Source organism: Chromobacterium alticapitis (assembly GCF_002924365.1).
In the GTDB taxonomy this organism is placed as follows: domain Bacteria; phylum Pseudomonadota; class Gammaproteobacteria; order Burkholderiales; family Chromobacteriaceae; genus Chromobacterium; species Chromobacterium alticapitis.
Map to the genome: position 1 here is coordinate 1 of NZ_PQWB01000017.1, position 15,678 is coordinate 15,678.

Annotated in this window: 15 protein-coding genes; 4 read left to right on the forward strand and 11 right to left on the reverse strand. The window is 66.0% G+C overall.

What is annotated here, in order from left to right:
* The first annotated feature begins 226 nt into the window (after window positions 1-226).
* Window positions 227-1,102 (forward strand): LysR family transcriptional regulator, encoded by an 876-nt coding sequence (locus C2I19_RS03875; protein ID WP_233201100.1) that lies wholly within the window; start codon window positions 227-229, stop codon window positions 1,100-1,102.
* 135 nt (window positions 1,103-1,237) lie between these two features.
* Here the strand turns inward: C2I19_RS03875 and C2I19_RS03880 are convergent, their stop codons facing one another.
* Complete coding sequence (locus C2I19_RS03880; protein WP_103901405.1) at window positions 1,238-2,005, reverse strand: DeoR/GlpR family DNA-binding transcription regulator; 768 nt, start codon at window positions 2,003-2,005, stop codon at window positions 1,238-1,240.
* 139 nt (window positions 2,006-2,144) lie between these two features.
* Window positions 2,145-3,158 (reverse strand): zinc-dependent alcohol dehydrogenase family protein, encoded by a 1,014-nt coding sequence (locus C2I19_RS03885; RefSeq protein ID WP_103901406.1) that lies wholly within the window; start codon window positions 3,156-3,158, stop codon window positions 2,145-2,147.
* A 61-nt stretch (window positions 3,159-3,219) separates the two neighbouring features.
* Between C2I19_RS03885 and C2I19_RS03890 the strand changes: the two genes are divergently transcribed.
* Window positions 3,220-4,173 (forward strand): AraC family transcriptional regulator, encoded by a 954-nt coding sequence (locus C2I19_RS03890; protein WP_103901407.1) that lies wholly within the window; start codon window positions 3,220-3,222, stop codon window positions 4,171-4,173.
* Here the strand turns inward: C2I19_RS03890 and C2I19_RS03895 are convergent.
* The 3 genes from C2I19_RS03895 to C2I19_RS03905 all read right to left on the reverse strand — a co-directional run bounded on the left by C2I19_RS03895 (window position 4,170) and on the right by C2I19_RS03905 (window position 8,085).
* Entirely contained in the window at window positions 4,170-5,732 is a 1,563-nt protein-coding gene (locus tag C2I19_RS03895; protein ID WP_103901408.1) for an EAL domain-containing protein, read from the reverse strand. The two genes, C2I19_RS03890 and C2I19_RS03895, sit on opposite strands and share 4 nt — an antisense overlap.
* Before the next feature lie 138 nt (window positions 5,733-5,870).
* Window positions 5,871-7,250 carry an argininosuccinate lyase gene (gene argH / locus C2I19_RS03900; RefSeq protein WP_103901409.1) on the reverse strand — a complete coding sequence of 460 codons (1,380 nt, stop codon included), beginning with the start codon at window positions 7,248-7,250 and terminating at the stop codon, window positions 5,871-5,873.
* 85 nt (window positions 7,251-7,335) lie between these two features.
* Window positions 7,336-8,085: a substrate-binding periplasmic protein gene (locus C2I19_RS03905; RefSeq protein ID WP_103901410.1), complete on the reverse strand. Its 750-nt coding sequence runs from the start codon at window positions 8,083-8,085 to the stop codon at window positions 7,336-7,338.
* 324 nt (window positions 8,086-8,409) lie between these two features.
* On the opposite strand from C2I19_RS03905, the gene C2I19_RS03910 reads away from it, so the two are divergent.
* Entirely contained in the window at window positions 8,410-9,354 is a 945-nt protein-coding gene (locus C2I19_RS03910; RefSeq protein ID WP_103901411.1) for a hypothetical protein, read from the forward strand.
* A gap of 76 nt (window positions 9,355-9,430) precedes the next feature.
* On the opposite strand, the gene C2I19_RS03915 is transcribed toward C2I19_RS03910, so the two are convergent.
* The 6 genes from C2I19_RS03915 to C2I19_RS03940 form a co-directional block, all read right to left on the reverse strand.
* Window positions 9,431-10,165, reverse strand: coding sequence for an amino acid ABC transporter ATP-binding protein (locus tag C2I19_RS03915; protein WP_103901412.1), 735 nt, complete (start codon window positions 10,163-10,165; stop codon window positions 9,431-9,433).
* 5 nt (window positions 10,166-10,170) lie between these two features.
* Window positions 10,171-10,836 (reverse strand): amino acid ABC transporter permease, encoded by a 666-nt coding sequence (locus C2I19_RS03920; RefSeq protein ID WP_103901413.1) that lies wholly within the window; start codon window positions 10,834-10,836, stop codon window positions 10,171-10,173.
* Window positions 10,836-11,576 carry an amino acid ABC transporter permease gene (locus C2I19_RS03925; protein WP_103901414.1) on the reverse strand — a complete coding sequence of 247 codons (741 nt, stop codon included), beginning with the start codon at window positions 11,574-11,576 and terminating at the stop codon, window positions 10,836-10,838. Before C2I19_RS03925 ends, C2I19_RS03920 begins: the two co-directional genes overlap by 1 nt.
* Window positions 11,577-11,730: 154 nt before the next feature.
* Entirely contained in the window at window positions 11,731-12,639 is a 909-nt protein-coding gene (locus C2I19_RS03930) for a glutamate/aspartate ABC transporter substrate-binding protein (protein WP_103901415.1), read from the reverse strand.
* A 111-nt stretch (window positions 12,640-12,750) separates the two neighbouring features.
* A complete protein-coding gene (rsmA, locus tag C2I19_RS03935) occupies window positions 12,751-13,539 on the reverse strand; it encodes a 16S rRNA (adenine(1518)-N(6)/adenine(1519)-N(6))-dimethyltransferase RsmA (RefSeq protein ID WP_103901416.1) in 789 nt (262 codons plus the stop codon).
* Window positions 13,540-13,619: 80 nt separating this feature from the next.
* Window positions 13,620-14,798: a multidrug effflux MFS transporter gene (locus C2I19_RS03940; protein ID WP_158253633.1), complete on the reverse strand. Its 1,179-nt coding sequence runs from the start codon at window positions 14,796-14,798 to the stop codon at window positions 13,620-13,622.
* Between the two features lie 277 nt (window positions 14,799-15,075).
* Between C2I19_RS03940 and C2I19_RS03945 the strand changes: the two genes are divergently transcribed.
* Window positions 15,076-15,672: a Maf family protein gene (locus C2I19_RS03945; RefSeq protein ID WP_103901418.1), complete on the forward strand. Its 597-nt coding sequence runs from the start codon at window positions 15,076-15,078 to the stop codon at window positions 15,670-15,672.
* The last annotated feature ends 6 nt before the right edge of the window (window positions 15,673-15,678 follow it).

A 15,678-nucleotide genomic window follows, 5' to 3' on the forward strand; every position in this document is an offset into this window, starting at 1 on the left:
TCACGTGGACCCGCGAAACGCTGGATGCAGAGATCTCGGCGCTGCTTGGTGGTTATGGCGACAAGTTTCAAATCAATTTTTCGTGATTACTTAAATCGATAGACATGATCCACTCCAAAAACGATTCAGGTGGGACGATGCTAAAGGCCGGCGCATGACGGATAAATGGTTTAGCATGCCGGTTAAAACGGAAATAAATTCCGCAATGGTGCAAGCAGTGGAAAAAATGAATGGAATCGAGCTGTTCGTCCAAGTGGCGCGCCAGGGCAGCCTGGTGGCGGCCGGACGGCAGCTGGGCCTGTCGGCCTCGGCGGTGGGCAAGGGCTTGCAGCGGCTGGAGCAGCGGCTGGGCGCGCGCTTGGTCCACCGCAGCACGCGGCGGCTGGCGCTGACCGCCGAGGGGCAGCAGTATCTGGCGCGCTGCCTGCGCATTCTGGACGAAGTGGACGCCGCCGAGCGCGAGTTGCAGCAGGGCTTGGCCGCGCCCAGCGGGCGGCTGAAAGTGGGCGTGCCGCACGAAAGCGGCTTGCTGACGCCGCATCTGGCCGGCTTCATGCGCGCCTACCCGCAGGTGGCGCTGGATCTTGATTACAGCGACCGGCTGGTGGATGTGATAGGCGAAGGTTTCGACGTGGTGGTGCGCGGCGGCGAGCCGGGCGATTCGCGGCTGTCCGGCCGCAAGTTGGGCGGCTACCACATGTTGTTGGCCGCCTCGCCCGCTTATTTGGCCGAATGCGGCAGGCCAGGCTCTGCCACTGATCTGGCGCGGCATCGCTGCCTGCACTATCGCTTTCCCAGCAGCGGCAAGCTGCTGCCATGGCCGCTGGTGTTGGCGGACGGGGAAGAGGCGGAACCGCCGGTCAGCGCCAGCTGCAATACCGGAGAGGCCTTGATCGAACTGGCCGAGCGCGGCATGGGCATCGTCTGCATGCCGGACTTCTCCATCCGCCGCGAGCTGGCTTCCGGCGCGCTGCTGGCGCTGGAGACGCCCCAGGTGAGGCGCAGCGGCAATCTGTATCTGCTCTGGCCATCCACGCCGGCCATGCCGCCGCGGCTGCGCGCTTTTATCGACTACATGGCGGCGAATGTGTTTGCGGGCTGAGCGCCGGCTAAGGTTTTCGCGGGCAGCGCCGTGGGCGAACCCGCGCGACAGGCGAGATGGCGCGGCCTGCGCCGCCGCAATGAGAAAACCCGGCCTGCGGCCGGGTTTCGCGAAACAGGATGCGGATGCGGGGACTCAGGCCTCGGACAGCACCAGGCGCACGCTGTGCTCTTCCAAGAGCTTGCTGACCGGCTCCGGCGGCATGGCGTCGGTGAACACGGTGTGGAACTCGCTGATGTGGCCCATGCGCACCAGCGCATTGCGGCCGAATTTGCTGTGGTCCGCCGCCAGGTAGCGGTGGCGGGCATTGTTCATCATCGCCTGGGCCACGCGCACTTCGCGGTAGTCGAAGTCCAGCAGCGAGCCGTCGGTTTCTATGCCGGACACGCCGATGATGGCGTAGTCCACCTTGAACTGGTTGATGAAATCCAGCGTCGCCACGCCGGTGATGCCGCCATCGGACGCGCGCACGGTGCCGGAGGTGATCATCGCGGTGAAGTCCGGATTGGTGGACATGATGGAGGCGACGTGGATGTTGTTGGTGATGACGCGCAGGCCCTTGTGCGTGGCCGTCAGCGCCTGCGCCACCGCTTCTATGGTGGTGCCTATGCTCATGAACAGCGAGGCGTGGTCCGGGATGCTGCGCGCGATCATGTCCGCGATATGGGCCTTTTCGCTCTGAAACTTTCCTTTGCGAGCAAAATAGTCCTCGTTCTCCACGCTGTTGCCCAGCGCGGCGCCGCCATGGTAGCGGCGCAGCAGATTGGCCTCGCACAGCTGGTTGATGTCGCGGCGAATGGTTTGCGGCGTGACGTCGAGCAGACGGGCCAGCTCTTCAATCGGCATGAAGCCGTTTTCGCGGACCAGTTGCAGAATCTTGTCGTGACGTGGAGAGCGGCTCATAACTATTCGGAATCGAAAATCACGTTACTTTAGTAACATATTTGGCCCCGGATTAGCAAATGCGGGATGCAAAAAAAGCCGGCCGCGCGCCTTGGCGCAAGACCGGCAGCCCGCGCGCGCCACACCGCGGCGCTCGCGCTTACCCGTGCTGGATCACCACCTTGCCGAAGTGGCGGCGCGCTTCCAGATGCTCGAACGCGGCGCGGGCGTCGCCGAAGGGGAACGCCCGGTCTATGACGGGGCGCAGGCCGTGTCGGCCGATGGCGCGCAGCATGGCCTCCATATCCTCGCGATGGCCCACCGCGATGCGGCGCAGCGTGGCGCCGCTCAGGAAGTAGCGCATGAAGTCCAGCGCCGCGCCGCCTTGGTCCAGAAAGCCGATCACGGCGATTTCGCCGCCGACGGCGACGGCGTCCAGCGATTGCGCCAGCGTGCCCTGGCCGCCCACTTCGACGATGCGGTCCACGCCCATCCCGCCGCTGAGTTCGCGCGCCCGCGTCCCCCATTGCGGTTCGGCGCGGTAGTCGATCACGGCGTCCGCGCCCAAGGCTTCCAGTTTTTCCGCCTTCTCGGCGCTGGAGGTGGTGGCGATCACTCGCGCGCCCATCAGCTTGGCCAACTGCACGGCGAACAAAGACACGCCGCCTGTGCCCTGGGTCAGCACCGTGTCGCCGGCTCGGATGGGGTTGGGGCCGTTCAGCGCGGTCCAGGCGGTCAGCGCGGCGCAGGGCAGCGCGGCGGCTTCGGCATAGCTCAGATGGTCTGGCACGCGGACCAGCGCCTCCTCGCTCACCGTCTTGTATTGGCACAGCCAGCCGTCCAGATTGCTGCCGTACTGGCGCGCGGCCTGTTCCAGCGGAAACGGTCCGCCGAACCATTCCGGGAAGAAGCTGTTGCACACGCGGTCGCCCACGGCGAAGCGGCGGCAGCCCTCGCCCAGCGCGATGATCTCGCCGGCGCCGTCGGACAGCGGAATCAGGCCGTCCGTCCAGCTCATGGGATAACGGCCGTGCAGCAGGGCCAGGTCGCGGTAGTTCAGCGAGCTGGCATGCACTCTGAGCAAGACCTCGCCGCGGCCTGGCGCGGGCATGGCCTCGTCGCGGCGGTTCAGGTGGTCCAGGGAGCCGAAACGGGAAAAACGGTAGCTTTGCATCGTGGATGTCCTTGCTTGAAATATCGCCAGGACATCTTGCCGCGGCCAGGCGAGATGATGAATGATTGGCCGTATCCGTTTTTTCACCATTCGTGCCGGACTCATCATGGACTTGCTGGAAGACATTTTCGCCTCGATGCGGGTGGAAAGCGCGCTGTACGCGCGGCTGCAGGCGCGCGTGCCGTGGGGCATCGCTTTTGATCATCAGGTGTCGGCCCGTTTCGGCATCGTCGCCCATGGCGGCTGCCTGCTGGACGGCGCCGGTCTGGCCGCGCCGCTGGCGCTGGCGGCTGGCGATCTGTTCATTGTCAGCGGCGGCCAGCAGTTCCGGCTGATGGACCAGCCGGGGCGGGAGACGCCGCCGTGCGGGACGGTGTTCGATGGCCGCGTCGACGGCGTGATCCGCTTTGGCGGCGCCGGCGCGGAAACCGGCATCGTCTCAGGCCGCTTTCTGTTCGACGCCGCCGCCGGCGCGCCTTTGATGGCCTTGCTGCCGCCGGTGCTGCACCTGCGGCTGGACGCGGAGCGGGCGCGGCTGCTGCAGGCCGCGCTGGAGATGATCGCGCGCGAGAACGCCGCGCCGGCGCTGGGCTCGCGGCTGGTGGTGCAAAAGCTGGTGGATGTGCTGTTGATCGAGGCGCTGCGCATTCATTGCCTGTCCGGCCAGGGGCAGGGATGGCTGGGCGCGCTGGCGGACCGCCGACTGTCGCCCGTGCTGCGCGCGCTGCATGAGGATTTGTCCGCGCCGTGGACGCTGGACGCCATGGCCGCGCGCGCCGGCATGTCGCGCTCGGCCTTCGCGCGTTACTTCCGCGCGCGGGTGGGCGACACGCCGCTGAACCACCTGACGGGCTGGCGCATGCAGCGCGCGCGGGCTTTGCTGGGCGGGAGCCGCTTATCGCTGGCCGAAGTGGCGGCGCGGGTGGGCTACGATAGCGACGCCGCTTTCCAGCGCGCCTTCAAGCGGCTGGCCGGCGTGCCGCCGGGCGAGTACCGGCGGGCCGCGCAGGCTTAATGCGCCGCGTCGGACGGGCCGCGCCAGGTGTCGCCGGCCCGCCAGCGGCGGGTGAACTCGTCCAGCGGCATGGGCCGGGCGATGAGGTAGCCCTGCAGCCAGCCCACGCCCAGCCGGCTCAGGTAGTCGAACTGGACTAAGGTTTCGACGCCCTCCGCGACCGTTTCCAGGCCGAGCTTGGCCGCCAGTTCGGCCACGCTGTCCACGATGTGGGCGGAAAGGCCGTCGCTGCCTATGCCGGCGACGAAGCTCTGGTCTATCTTCAGACCGTCCACCGCCAGCTGTTGCAGGTAGACCAGGCTGGAGTGGCCGGTGCCGAAGTCGTCCAGCGCGATCTTCACGCCCAGCTCGTGCAGTTGGCGGAACAGCACCTCCACCGCCGGGGTGATGGCGATGATCTCGCGCTCGGTCAGTTCCAGCGTCAGCACCGCGCCGCTGGCGGCCAGCGCGCGCTGCCATGTCTCGCAATCGCTGTAGAAGCGCGGGTCGTCGAGGTGGGCGCGGCTGATGTTGAAGCCTAGATGAAAGCCCGCGGGCAATCGCAGCGGACCCAGCTGCCGCACCAGGCTGTCCATCATGCGGCGCGTCATCGGCACGATCAGGCCGCTTTCCTCGGCGCGCGGGATGAACAGATCGGGCCGGATCAGCCCCTCGCGCGGGTGGCGCCAGCGCATCAGCACTTCGGCGCCATGCCAGCCGGGCAGGCCGGGCTTGACCAGCGGCTGCAGGAAACCCTCGAACTCCTCGTTGTCCAGCGCGCGCCGCAGCTCGTCGCTAGGCGAGTCCGGCCGGCCCAGCAGCCAGTACAGCGTGCCGCCGGCCAGCAGGCCCAGCGCTGCTGCCACCAGCAGCAGGGCGGCGTGGCGGCGCCACAGCAATTGGTGGCTGCCGGGCAGCGCGTAGCCGGTGGCCACCGCATAGGGATAGCGGGCCGATTGCCGGCTGGCCTGGATCTGGGCGGGGTAAGGCGGCCGGCCGGCGCCGGTGCGGCGCGGACCCAGCCATTGCTGGCCCACGATCAAATAGACCGGCGCGTTGTCGCTGGCGTCTTGCAGCGCCAGTTGCAAATAGCGGCCGTCCACCGCGGCGATCGCGTCGCCGCGCGGACCGGCTTGCCGGACGTGCAGCACCGGCACGTCAGGCGTGGTGCGGTTGCCGGGCAGCAGCGACAGGCGGCCGGCGGCGAAGCGCGAGGCATAGGGCTTGGGGTGGGCGATGTCCCCGACCAGCGAGGTGCAGTAGATGGCGCCGCCGCGCATCAGCGCGGTGCTGCGCACGAAGGGCACGATGGCGGCCTGGCGGCGCAATTCCGGTTCGGCGACCGCGCAATCGCCGCCTGCCAAGGGCAGGATGGCTCGGCCGGCCAGTTCGGCCTGGTCCAGAATCTCGTCCACCTGGACCTGGGCCTGCTCCACTTGTTGTTGCGCCTGGCGGCGCAGGTCTTGCTTTTCCTGCCAGACCAGGGTCGGGGCGATGGCCAGCAGCGGCAGCGCGCTGACCAGCAGGCTGGCCAGCAGGTGGGACAGCCGATGCTGGCGGCGGGGATGCAAGGGATTCATCGCGTCTCCGCGACGGGGCTGTCCGCTTTATCCAACCAGTCCCATCGCATTTTGTTTCAAATAGTGCTTTTATATTAAATCAAAAATGAAAAACCCTCCTGGCGGAGGGCTGCGGCATGGACGGAGCAGGGCGGGGCCTCAGGCCAGCCGGCCGCGGTGGCGGGCGATTTGCGCCTTGACCTGGGACGGCGCGGTGCCGCCGACATGGTCGCGCTGCGCCAGGCTGCCTTCCGGCGTCAATACGGTATAGACGTCCTCGGCGATCAGCGCGCTGAAACCTTGCAGCGCAGCCAGCGGCAGGTCGGCCAGATCCACGCCCTGGCGTTCGGCGTGGCGCACCGCCAGCGCCACCACTTCATGGCTGTCGCGGAAAGGCAGGCCTTTTTTGACCAGATAGTCGGCCAGGTCGGTCGCGGTGGCGAAGCCCTGCAGCACGGCCGCGCGCATCGCCTCCGGCTTCACCGTCACGCCGCGCATCATGTCGGCGTAGATGCGCAAGGTGGTTTGCAGCGTGTCCACCGTGTCGAACAGCGGTTCCTTGTCTTCCTGGTTGTCCTTGTTGTAGGCCAGCGGCTGGGCCTTCATCAGGGTGATGAGTGCGATCAAGTGGCCGACAACGCGGCCGGATTTGCCGCGCACCAGCTCTGGCACGTCCGGGTTTTTCTTCTGCGGCATGATGGACGAGCCGGTGCAGAAGCGGTCGGCGATGTCGATGAAGCCGACGCGCGGGCTCATCCACAGGATCAGCTCTTCCGACAGCCGCGACAGGTGGAGCATGACCAGCGACGCCGCGGCGGTGAATTCGATGGCGAAGTCGCGGTCGGACACCGCGTCCAGCGAGTTGTGGCAGACATCGTCGAAGCCCAGCAGCTCGGCGGTGTAATGGCGGTCTATCGGGTAGGTGGTGCCGGCCAGCGCCGCCGCGCCCAGCGGCAGGCGGTTGACGCGCTTGCGGCAGTCCTGCATGCGCTCGGCGTCGCGCGCCAGCATTTCCACATAGGCCAGCAGGTGGTGGCCGAAGGTGACCGGCTGCGCCACTTGCAAGTGGGTGAAGCCCGGCATCACCGTATCGGCGTGCGTTTCCGCCAGGTCCAGCAGGCTGCGCTGCAGCTCGGACAGCAGGTGGACGGTGGCGTCGATCTCGCCGCGCAGCCACAGCCGGATGTCGGTGGCCACCTGGTCGTTGCGGCTGCGGCCGGTGTGCAGGCGCTTGCCGGCGTCGCCGATGCGGTCGGTCAGCCGGCGCTCGATGTTCATGTGCACGTCTTCGAGGTCCACGCTCCATTCCAGCTTGCCGGCGCGGAGGTCGTCGCGGATTTCCGCCATGCCTCGTCGGATCGCTTCCAGGTCGGCGTCGCTGAGCACGCCGGATCGGTTCAGCATCGCGGCGTGGGCCAGCGAGCCTTCGATGTCGACCTCGGCCAGTCGGTAGTCGAAGCCGATGGAGGCGGTGTAGTGCTTGACGAGTTCGGAAACCGGCTCGGAAAACCGGCCGGACCAGGCGTGCGAGTCTTGCATGGCGTAGCGTCCTGCGTTGAGGGTGCGAAAGCCCTACTATGCCAGCCGCAACCGTTCGCGGCCAGCGCGGATTTACCCCTGGCGGCTAACGCGGCTTGATGGGGCCCGCCTGCTGCAGCCGGGCTAGCGTGCCGTCGGCTTGCATGCCGCGCAGGGTTTGCTCGATGCGGGCCTTTTGCGGCTGCAGCGGCGATTGCCGCGCCAGCGCCAGGCGGTTGGGGTGGTGGTCGTCCAGCGTCAGCGCGGCGCGTTTCACGCGGGCGGCGAATTCAGGCCGGGCGGCCAGCGCGGCGCCCTGGCTCTCATTGACGATCAGCACGTCGACGCGGCCCTCCGCCAGTTTGCGGAAGCCGGACTCCATGCCGGGGCTGGCGTCGCGGCGCAGGCGCGCGTCATGGTCGAAGCGGGCGGCGTAGCTTACGCCTTCGGACACGCCCACTTTCAGCGGCAACAGGTCTTCATAGCGGGCAATGACGCGCGGATCGCCGCGGCGTTGGTAGAAGGCCAGGCGGTCGCCGTTGGCGAACGGCGGCTCCAGAAAGTCCAGATATTGCGATCGTTCGGCCGTTTGCCGCACCCCTATCATCAGATCGGCGCGGCCCTGCTGCATCCTGGCCAGGCATCGCGACAGCGGGCAGTGCAGAAAGCGCAGCCGCAGATCCAGCCGCCGCGCCAGTTCGCGCACGATCTCGGTATACGGCCCCGCCGGCTGGCCCTGCGCGTCCAGCCGTTTCCACGGCTCGAACACGTTGTAGGCGAAAACCAGCTCGCGAGCCTCCGCCAGCGCAGTCTCGCAGACCAGGCAGAGCAGTAGCAGGGCGATCAGTTTCTTCACGGTATTCGCTTGGAAATGTTTTCAGCAATCCTATCCGGTAATGCTGACAGTAGGGGTTTTGCCGAGGGGTGGTTGCGTTTCGTGTTGTAAAAAGGCTGCGGTTCAAGAAGGCCGGATCATGAGCTGGCTGGCGCTGCGACAGGGGCGGTGACCTTGCCCCATCAGCGTCGAATGGGATAAGCGCCGAAGCCCGTGAGGCAGGGCTACTGGCTAACGGGAATGCCAAATAAGTAAATAAAAATTGTTTTAATAAGAAATGTTTAAATATGTGGCATATTGTAAACACGGTTTGCTTAAAACCGGATTTGGGAATGGAGATATTGCATGTATCGCAAAACAACCATGTTGGCCCTGACTTCTCTGCTGGCAGGCCAAGCTATGGCGGCCCAGTTCGTGGTATCCGAGAGCCGTAATTTTCCGCCAGCGCCGGCCGTCGGCAAACCGTCGCCGAGCCTGGTAACCGTCAAGCTGCTCAATATCGGCTCCGCCGGCAGCATGATCTCTCCGACTCTGGGCGGCTACAATCCGGGCGATTTCTCGGTGGCGGCCAATAGCTGTGCCGACATTGCCGTCAATGGCGGCTGTCAGATCAGCTTCGGCTTCACGCCGTCCGCCGCCGGCACCCGCAGCGCCACCGTGATGCTGGGCGCCACCCTGATCACCCTGTATGGCACCAGCAATAGCGGCATCGGCAACGGTTTCTCCCGTAGCGGCGCTTGCGCCTCAGGCGCGGCCAGCGGCTGCGCGTCTTTCTCTTCCGGAACCCTGCAGGTGACGGCCAGCGGCAGCGCCGCTGTGGCAGCCAATGTTTGCAAGAGCAGCGGCAAATGGTACTTCGAGATGACCCCGACGCAGTTGTCCGGCAACGCCGCATCGCGCGCGCTGTTGGCTGGCTGGGCCACCAATCCGCCCGGACCGCAGTTGACCGGCAACGGCATCACCGGCAGCGGCACCTACGCGGTGGAGAATGACCAGGCCTGGGGCATAGGCTCCACCCGCACCGCGGAAACGCTGATCAACAAGACCGCCATCGCCAAGCTGGCGCCCATCGGCTACGCTTTCGACGCCGATGCCGGCACGCTGAGCGTGTACAACGGCGGCAAGGCCCCGTATGCGGTGATCTACACAGGCATGGCGCGCGGCAACTACTGCCCGGCGGCCTTGGCCACTGGCGCGCTGTACAACAACACCTCGTCCGGCGCGTTCAACTTCGGCGGCAGCAACTTCGCCTACCCGGTGCCGGCAGGTTTCCACGCCGGCGTGTGGTAAGCCGATTCCGGCCTGGGCTGGAAAACGAAAAGCCCGCGCGGAGGCGCGGGCTTTTTTTGCGGGCGGGAGGTTCGCGTCAGTGCTGCAGGATCTTGGACAGGAAATGGCGCGCTCGCTCGCTGCGGGCGTCCAGATTGCCGAAGAACTCTTCCTTGGCGCAGTCTTCGACGATGCGGCCCTGATCCATGAAGATCACGCGATCGGCCACGCGGCGGGCGAAGCCCATCTCGTGCGTCACACACATCATGGTCATGCCTTCGTGCGCCAGGCCGGTCATCACGTCCAGCACCTCGTTGATCATTTCCGGGTCCAGCGCGCTGGTCGGCTCGTCGAACAGCATGGCGATCGGGTCCATCGCCAGCGCGCGGGCGATGGCCACCCGCTGCTGCTGGCCACCGGACAACTGGCCGGGGTGCTTGTCGGCTTGCTCTTTCAGGCCGACGCGGTCCAGCAGCTTCAGGCCCTTGTCCACCGCCTCGTCGCGGCTGCGGCCCAGCACCTTGATCTGGGCGATGGCCAGGTTCTCGGTAATGGTGAGGTGCGGGAACAGTTCGAAGTGCTGGAACACCATGCCGACGCGCGAACGCAGCTTGGGCAGGTCGGTTTTCGGATCGCCCACCGAGATGCCGTCGACGACGATCTCGCCCTGCTGGAACGCCTCCAGCCCGTTGACGCACTTGATCAGGGTGGACTTGCCGGAGCCGGACGGCCCGCATACCACCACCACCTCGCCCTTGGCGACCTCGGTGGTGCAGTCGGTCAGCACCTGGAAGTCGCCATACCATTTGCTGACCTTGCTCAGCGAAATCATTGCAGTCATACAGCCAACCTTTGTTGCAGGCGCCTCACCAGGCGGGACGCGCCGAAGCTGATCACGAAGTAGACCGTGCCGGCGAATATCAGGAATTCATGCGGCAGGCCGACGATGTCGCCCTTGGAACGGGCGGTATTCAGAAAATCCATCAGGCCGACAGCGTATACCAGCGAGGTGTCCTGGAACAGGATGATGGATTGCTGCAAGAGCAGCGGCATCATCTTGCGCAGGGCCTGCGGCAGCACCACCAGGCGCATCACCTGGTGGTAGCGCATGCCCAGGGCGTAGGCGGCGTTGGCCTGGCCCTTGGGTATGGCCTGGATGCCGGCGCGCACGATCTCGGCGAAGTAGGCGGCCTCGAACATCACGAAGGCCACCAGGCAGGAGGTGAAGGCGCCCACCGGCTCCAGAGTGCCGGTGATCCAGTTCAGCAGCAGCGGCACCGCCAGGTAGAACCAGGAAATCACCAGCAGCAGCGGAATGGAACGGAAGTAATAGATGTAGAACTTGGCTAGCGCCGACAAGGGCTTGACGTCGGACAAGCGCGCCAGGGCCAGGAAAATGCCCAGGACCACGCCGCCGATCACACCGCTTGCCGTCATCTTCAGCGTCAGCGTCATGCCTTGCGACAAGCCCGGCATGGCCGGAAGGATTTGGCTGAAATCCATTATTTGCCTCCCATCATGCCGGGCACTCTGAGCTTTTTCTCCAGCGCGGCCATCAGCAGCATCAGGCTCATATTGAGCACGAAGTAGATGACGGTGGCCAGGGTGAAAGCCTCGAAGATGTTGGCGGAGAACTCGGCCGTCTGCTTGGTTTGCGCCAACAGTTCCATCAGGCCGATCAAGGACGCCACCGACGAGTTCTTGATGATGTTCAGGAACTCGCTGGTCAAGGGCGGAATGATGATGCGCATGGCTTGCGGCAGCAGCACGTGGCGATAGGTCTGCGCGAGCGAGAAACCCATGGCCATGGCCGCGTTGCGCTGGCCGCGCGGCAGCGCCTCTATGCCGGTGCGCACCTGTTCCGCCACGCGGGCGGCGGTGAACAGGCCCAGGCACACCACCACGGACAGGTATTGCGAGGTGGCCGGCGCCAGGTCCTGCTTGAACCAAACCTGCGCCGCTTCGGGCAGCAGGTCCGGCACCAGGAAGTACCAGACGAACAGCTGCACCAAGAGCGGCACATTGCGGAACAGCTCGACATAGGCCGTGGCCAGGCCGGCGGCCCAGCGCTGCGGCAGCGTGCGCGCCACGCCGACCACGGTGCCGACGGCCAGCGCGACGATCCAGCCGGACAGCGCCACCGCGAGGGTCCAGCCCAGGCCGCTGACGAACCAGCTCAGATAGATTTCGCTGCCGACGCCGGTCGGCTTGAAAAAGACTCCCCAGTCCCAGTGATAATTCATTGCAACTACTCCCAGCCGCGCGGCCGGGGCGGCGGCGCGGCGATCGATGCCCCCTGGCGTCCGGTGGCGGGCGCGCAGGGTCAAACCGCCGCCCTGGCGGGCGGCGCGACGTGCAAAGCTTCAGGGCGAAGGCCGCATTCGCGGCCAGGCGGGCTTATTCGGCCGGCTTGTCGGTGGGCTTGGCCAGCAGCGCCTTCAGCTCGTCGGACATCGGGAAGTTCAGGTTCAGGCCCTTGGGCGGCACCGGGCTGGTGAACCACTTGGCGTAGATCTTGTTCACTTCGCCGGACTTGAAGGTGTTGGCGAGCGCGGTGTCCACCACCTTCTTGAAGGCCGGGTCTTCCTTGCGCAGCATGCAGCCGTAGATTTCATACGATTGCGACTTGCCGGTCACGGTCCAGTTGGCCGGGTTCTTGGCCTTGGCCATTTCGCCGTACAGCAGCGCGTCGTCCATCATGAAGGCGACGGCGCGGCCGGATTCCAGCATCAGGAACGATTCGCCGTGATCCTTGGCCGAGATCACGTTCATGCCCAAGCTCTTGCTGGCGTTCATGGCCTTGATCAGGCGCTCGGACGTGGTGCCGGCGGTGGTGACCACGTTCTTGCCCTTCAGGTCAGGGAAGTCTTTGACGCCGGAGGTCTTGGCGGTCAGCAGACGGGTGCCGATCTCGAAGATGCCGACGGAGAACGCCACCTGCTTGCCGCGCTCGGCGTTATTGGTGGTGGAGCCGCACTCCAGGTCCACCGTGCCGTTCTGCACCAGCGGGATGCGGTTCTGCGAGGTCACCAGGTTGTAGCGCACCTGCAGATTCGGCATCTTCAGTTCCTTCTTCACCTCGTCCACGACCTTGTTGGCCAGGTCCACCGAATAGCCGATGGGCTTCTGGTTGTTGTCGTAGTACGAGAAGGGGATGGAGGAATCGCGGTTGCCCAGTACGATCACGCCGGAATCCTTGATCTTTTTCAGCGTGCCGGTCAGCTCGGCGGCGGCGGCGGATTGGGTGGCCAGGGCGGCAAGGGCGGCCAGGGTACATCCGGCGATGACGGAGGTGCGAATGCGCATGGAGTTTCTCCTTATTGACTCTCTATTGCGGGTGAGGCGGCGCCGCTAGGGCGGCGCCTTGATCTTCTTTGTAGTGTTTGTCCGACAGTATGCTGTTATTTTTTATTCGTGTCAGGACGAAATGCCTTTGTCAGACAAATGGTTGGCCAGGCGGACGTAGTCTTCCACCGGCAGGTTCTCCGGACGCAGGCCGGGATCAATGCCCACGGCTTCCAGGTCGGCCACGTCGGCCAGGCCCTTCAGATTGTTGCGCAGCGTCTTGCGGCGCTGGGCGAAGGCCTGGCTCACCAGCTTCTCCAGCAAGCCTTCATCGCGCGCCGTGCCGCAGCGGCCCGGCGCCGGGATCATGCGCACCACGGCGGAATCCACTTTCGGCGGCGGCCAGAACGCTTCCGGCGGCACGAACAGGATGTTTTCCATGTAGAAGCGGTATTGCAGCATCACCGACAGCCGGCCGTAATCGGCGGTGGACGGCTCGGCCACCATGCGCTCGATCACCTCTTTTTGCAGCATGAAGTGCATGTCGGTGACGCGGTTGCCGTAGGTGGCCAGGTGGAACAGCAGCGGGGTGGAGATGTTGTACGGCAGGTTGCCGACTATCTTCAGCGGCGCCTCGCTGACCGAGGCGAAGTCGAAGGCCAGCGCGTCGCCTGCGTGTATGGTCAGCCGGTCGGCCGGATGCTCGGCGCGGAGACGCTCGATGATGTCGCGGTCGATTTCCACCACGTGCAGGTGCTTGAGGCGGGCCAGCAGCGGTTTGGTGATGGCGCCCAGGCCGGGGCCGATTTCGATCACGACATCGTCCGGCTGCGGATTGACCGCGTGGACGATGCCGGCGATGACGCTGGCGTCCTGCAGGAAGTTCTGCCCGAAACGCTTGCGCGGAATGTGCTTGCTCATGAATCTGCCAATCTTGGGAACAGCCGCGATTGTACTCGCGCCGCGGCGAATGTCCCAAGCGATTCAGGCAGTTGGCCGCCTCAGGCGCCGGCCGGGGCCGGCACGCCCTGCTGGCGCAGCGCCAGCAGACAGCCCAGCGACAGCAGCAGGGCCGCGCCGCCCAGCGCCCACTCGCCGGGCAGCGGCAGCGCGGCGAGTCCGGCCGACAGCGCCGCGGCGAACAGCATCTGGCCGCAGCCCAGCAGCGCGGCGGCGCGGCCGGCCGCATGGCCGAACGGCGCCATCGCCAGGCTGCTGGCCGGCCCCAGGGTGAAGGCGAAGCCCACGCTCAACAGCGCCACCGGCCCCATGTAGTGCCAGGACTCGGTTCGGCCGGACAGGGCCAGCAGCAGCGCGCCGGCCAGCGCCATCAGGCTCAGGCCCCAGTGCAGCAAGGTCTGCTGGGAAAAGCGGCCGATCAGGCGCAGGCCGAGGAAGCTGACCGCCATGATCAAGAGCGCGTTGGCGCCGAACAGCAGGCCGAAAGTTGTCGCGTCCATGCCTCCCCTGGCGATCAGCACCGCCGGCGCCAGCGTGACATAGCCGAGTATCATGCCCAGCGCGGCGCAGCAGCAGGCGCCGTAACGCAGCAGCTCCGGGTGGCGCAGCAGCTCGCCGGTGCCCATCCGCTCGGCGCGCGGCGGCGCGGCGGGCCGCGTTTCCGGCATGCGCCAGGCCAGCGCGGCGAATCCCAGCAGAGCCAGCAAGGCCAGCAGCTCGAAACAGGATGGCCAGCCGAACTGCCGTATCAACACGCCGCCCAAGGTGGGCGCCAGCGCCGGCACGATGCTGAGCGTGCCGTTGAGCAAGCTGTAGCGGCGGGCGGCGGCGTTGCCGGAGAAGCAGTCGCGGATGATGGTGAAGGCGCACACCGCGCTGGCGCTGGCGCCCAGCCCTTGCAAGGCCCGCGCGGCCAGGAAGCCTGCCAGCGTGTCGCAACGGCTGGCCAGAATGGAGGCCAACGCGTAGACCAGCAAACCGCCCAGCGCCACCGGCCGGCGGCCGGCGCGGTCGGCCAGCGGGCCGAACAGCAACTGGCCCAGGCCCAGGCTGAACACGAAGGCGCCTATGCTGGCGGAGGCGTCGGCGTGGAACTGGCTTTGCAGCGCGGGCAGCGCCGGCAGATAAAGGTCGATGCCCAGCGGGTTGAACAGGATCAGCAAGATGGCGGCGGCGGTGGCCAGATTGGCCTGGCGGGCGGGAAGACTGGCGTGCGGCATGGCGGAGCCCGGTGGCGACGAAAGACGCATGGTAGCAAATCAATCCGTCTCAGCTCAATTTGCATAAATCAATCGATTTAAAGAATAAACGTCATATCATGACGCCGGTCAGCGCAATAGCCCTTACAAGCGTTTACTTTCTGGAATGCCGCGCCAAGTGATTGAATCTCTTGGACCGCGCGGTAGCCGTCGCCGGAGGGTGTTGGCGTGGTGATGGTTGGCCGCCTGCCGCTCTGGTAACCTAGGCGTCAGCCAAAGAACAAACGAGCAGCCTGACATGAAAGCCAATGACAATAGAATATATCTTGCTTCCGGCAGCCCGCGCCGCCGCGAGATACTGGAGCAGCTTGGCCTGAATCTGGAGCGCATCCACGCCGACATCGACGAAAGCGTGCGGTCCGGCGAGGACGCCGTGGCCTATACCGAGCGGCTGGCGCGCGAAAAGGCCGAGGCCGGCTGGCGCGTGGTGGCCTCTTGCGGGCTGCCGGAACGTCCGCTGCTGGCTGCCGACACCACGGTGACCCAGGACGGCGAGATTTTCGGCAAGCCGGAAAACGCCGACGACGCCCGCCGCATGCTGCGCGCCTTCTCCGGCCGCAGCCACCAGGCCATCACCAGCGTGGCGATCCGCATGGGCGACAGGCTGCTCGTCAAGACCTCGGTCACCGACGTCTTTTTCAAGACGCTGTCCGAGGCCGAAATCGAACGCTACGTCGCCAGCGGCGAGCCGTTCGACAAGGCCGGCGCCTACGGCATCCAGGGCCGCGCCGGCGTGTTCATCGAACATATCGAGGGCAGCTACACCGGCGTGATGGGCCTGCCGGTCCACGAAACCGCGCTGCTGCTGGCCGAATTCGGCTTCGAGCTGCCGTAAGCCGGA

Excerpts from the sequence above, each read along its gene's own strand:
- rsmA (WP_103901416.1), bottom strand. The coding sequence starts at position 13,539 with ATGAGCAAGCACATTCCGCGCAAGCGTTTCGGGCAGAACTTCCTGCAG.
- C2I19_RS03945 (WP_103901418.1), top strand. The coding sequence starts at position 15,076 with ATGAAAGCCAATGACAATAGAATATATCTTGCTTCCGGCAGCCCGCGC.
- C2I19_RS03920 (WP_103901413.1), bottom strand. The coding sequence starts at position 10,836 with ATGGATTTCAGCCAAATCCTTCCGGCCATGCCGGGCTTGTCGCAAGGC.
- C2I19_RS03940 (WP_158253633.1), bottom strand. The coding sequence starts at position 14,798 with ATGCCGCACGCCAGTCTTCCCGCCCGCCAGGCCAATCTGGCCACCGCC.
- C2I19_RS03875 (WP_233201100.1), top strand. The coding sequence starts at position 227 with ATGAATGGAATCGAGCTGTTCGTCCAAGTGGCGCGCCAGGGCAGCCTG.
- C2I19_RS03915 (WP_103901412.1), bottom strand. The coding sequence starts at position 10,165 with ATGATTTCGCTGAGCAAGGTCAGCAAATGGTATGGCGACTTCCAGGTG.
- argH (WP_103901409.1), bottom strand. The coding sequence starts at position 7,250 with ATGCAAGACTCGCACGCCTGGTCCGGCCGGTTTTCCGAGCCGGTTTCC.
- C2I19_RS03890 (WP_103901407.1), top strand. The coding sequence starts at position 3,220 with ATGATTGGCCGTATCCGTTTTTTCACCATTCGTGCCGGACTCATCATG.
- C2I19_RS03885 (WP_103901406.1), bottom strand. The coding sequence starts at position 3,158 with ATGCAAAGCTACCGTTTTTCCCGTTTCGGCTCCCTGGACCACCTGAAC.
- C2I19_RS03925 (WP_103901414.1), bottom strand. The coding sequence starts at position 11,576 with ATGAATTATCACTGGGACTGGGGAGTCTTTTTCAAGCCGACCGGCGTC.
- C2I19_RS03910 (WP_103901411.1), top strand. The coding sequence starts at position 8,410 with ATGTATCGCAAAACAACCATGTTGGCCCTGACTTCTCTGCTGGCAGGC.
- C2I19_RS03880 (WP_103901405.1), bottom strand. The coding sequence starts at position 2,005 with ATGAGCCGCTCTCCACGTCACGACAAGATTCTGCAACTGGTCCGCGAA.
- C2I19_RS03895 (WP_103901408.1), bottom strand. The coding sequence starts at position 5,732 with ATGAATCCCTTGCATCCCCGCCGCCAGCATCGGCTGTCCCACCTGCTG.
- C2I19_RS03930 (WP_103901415.1), bottom strand. The coding sequence starts at position 12,639 with ATGCGCATTCGCACCTCCGTCATCGCCGGATGTACCCTGGCCGCCCTT.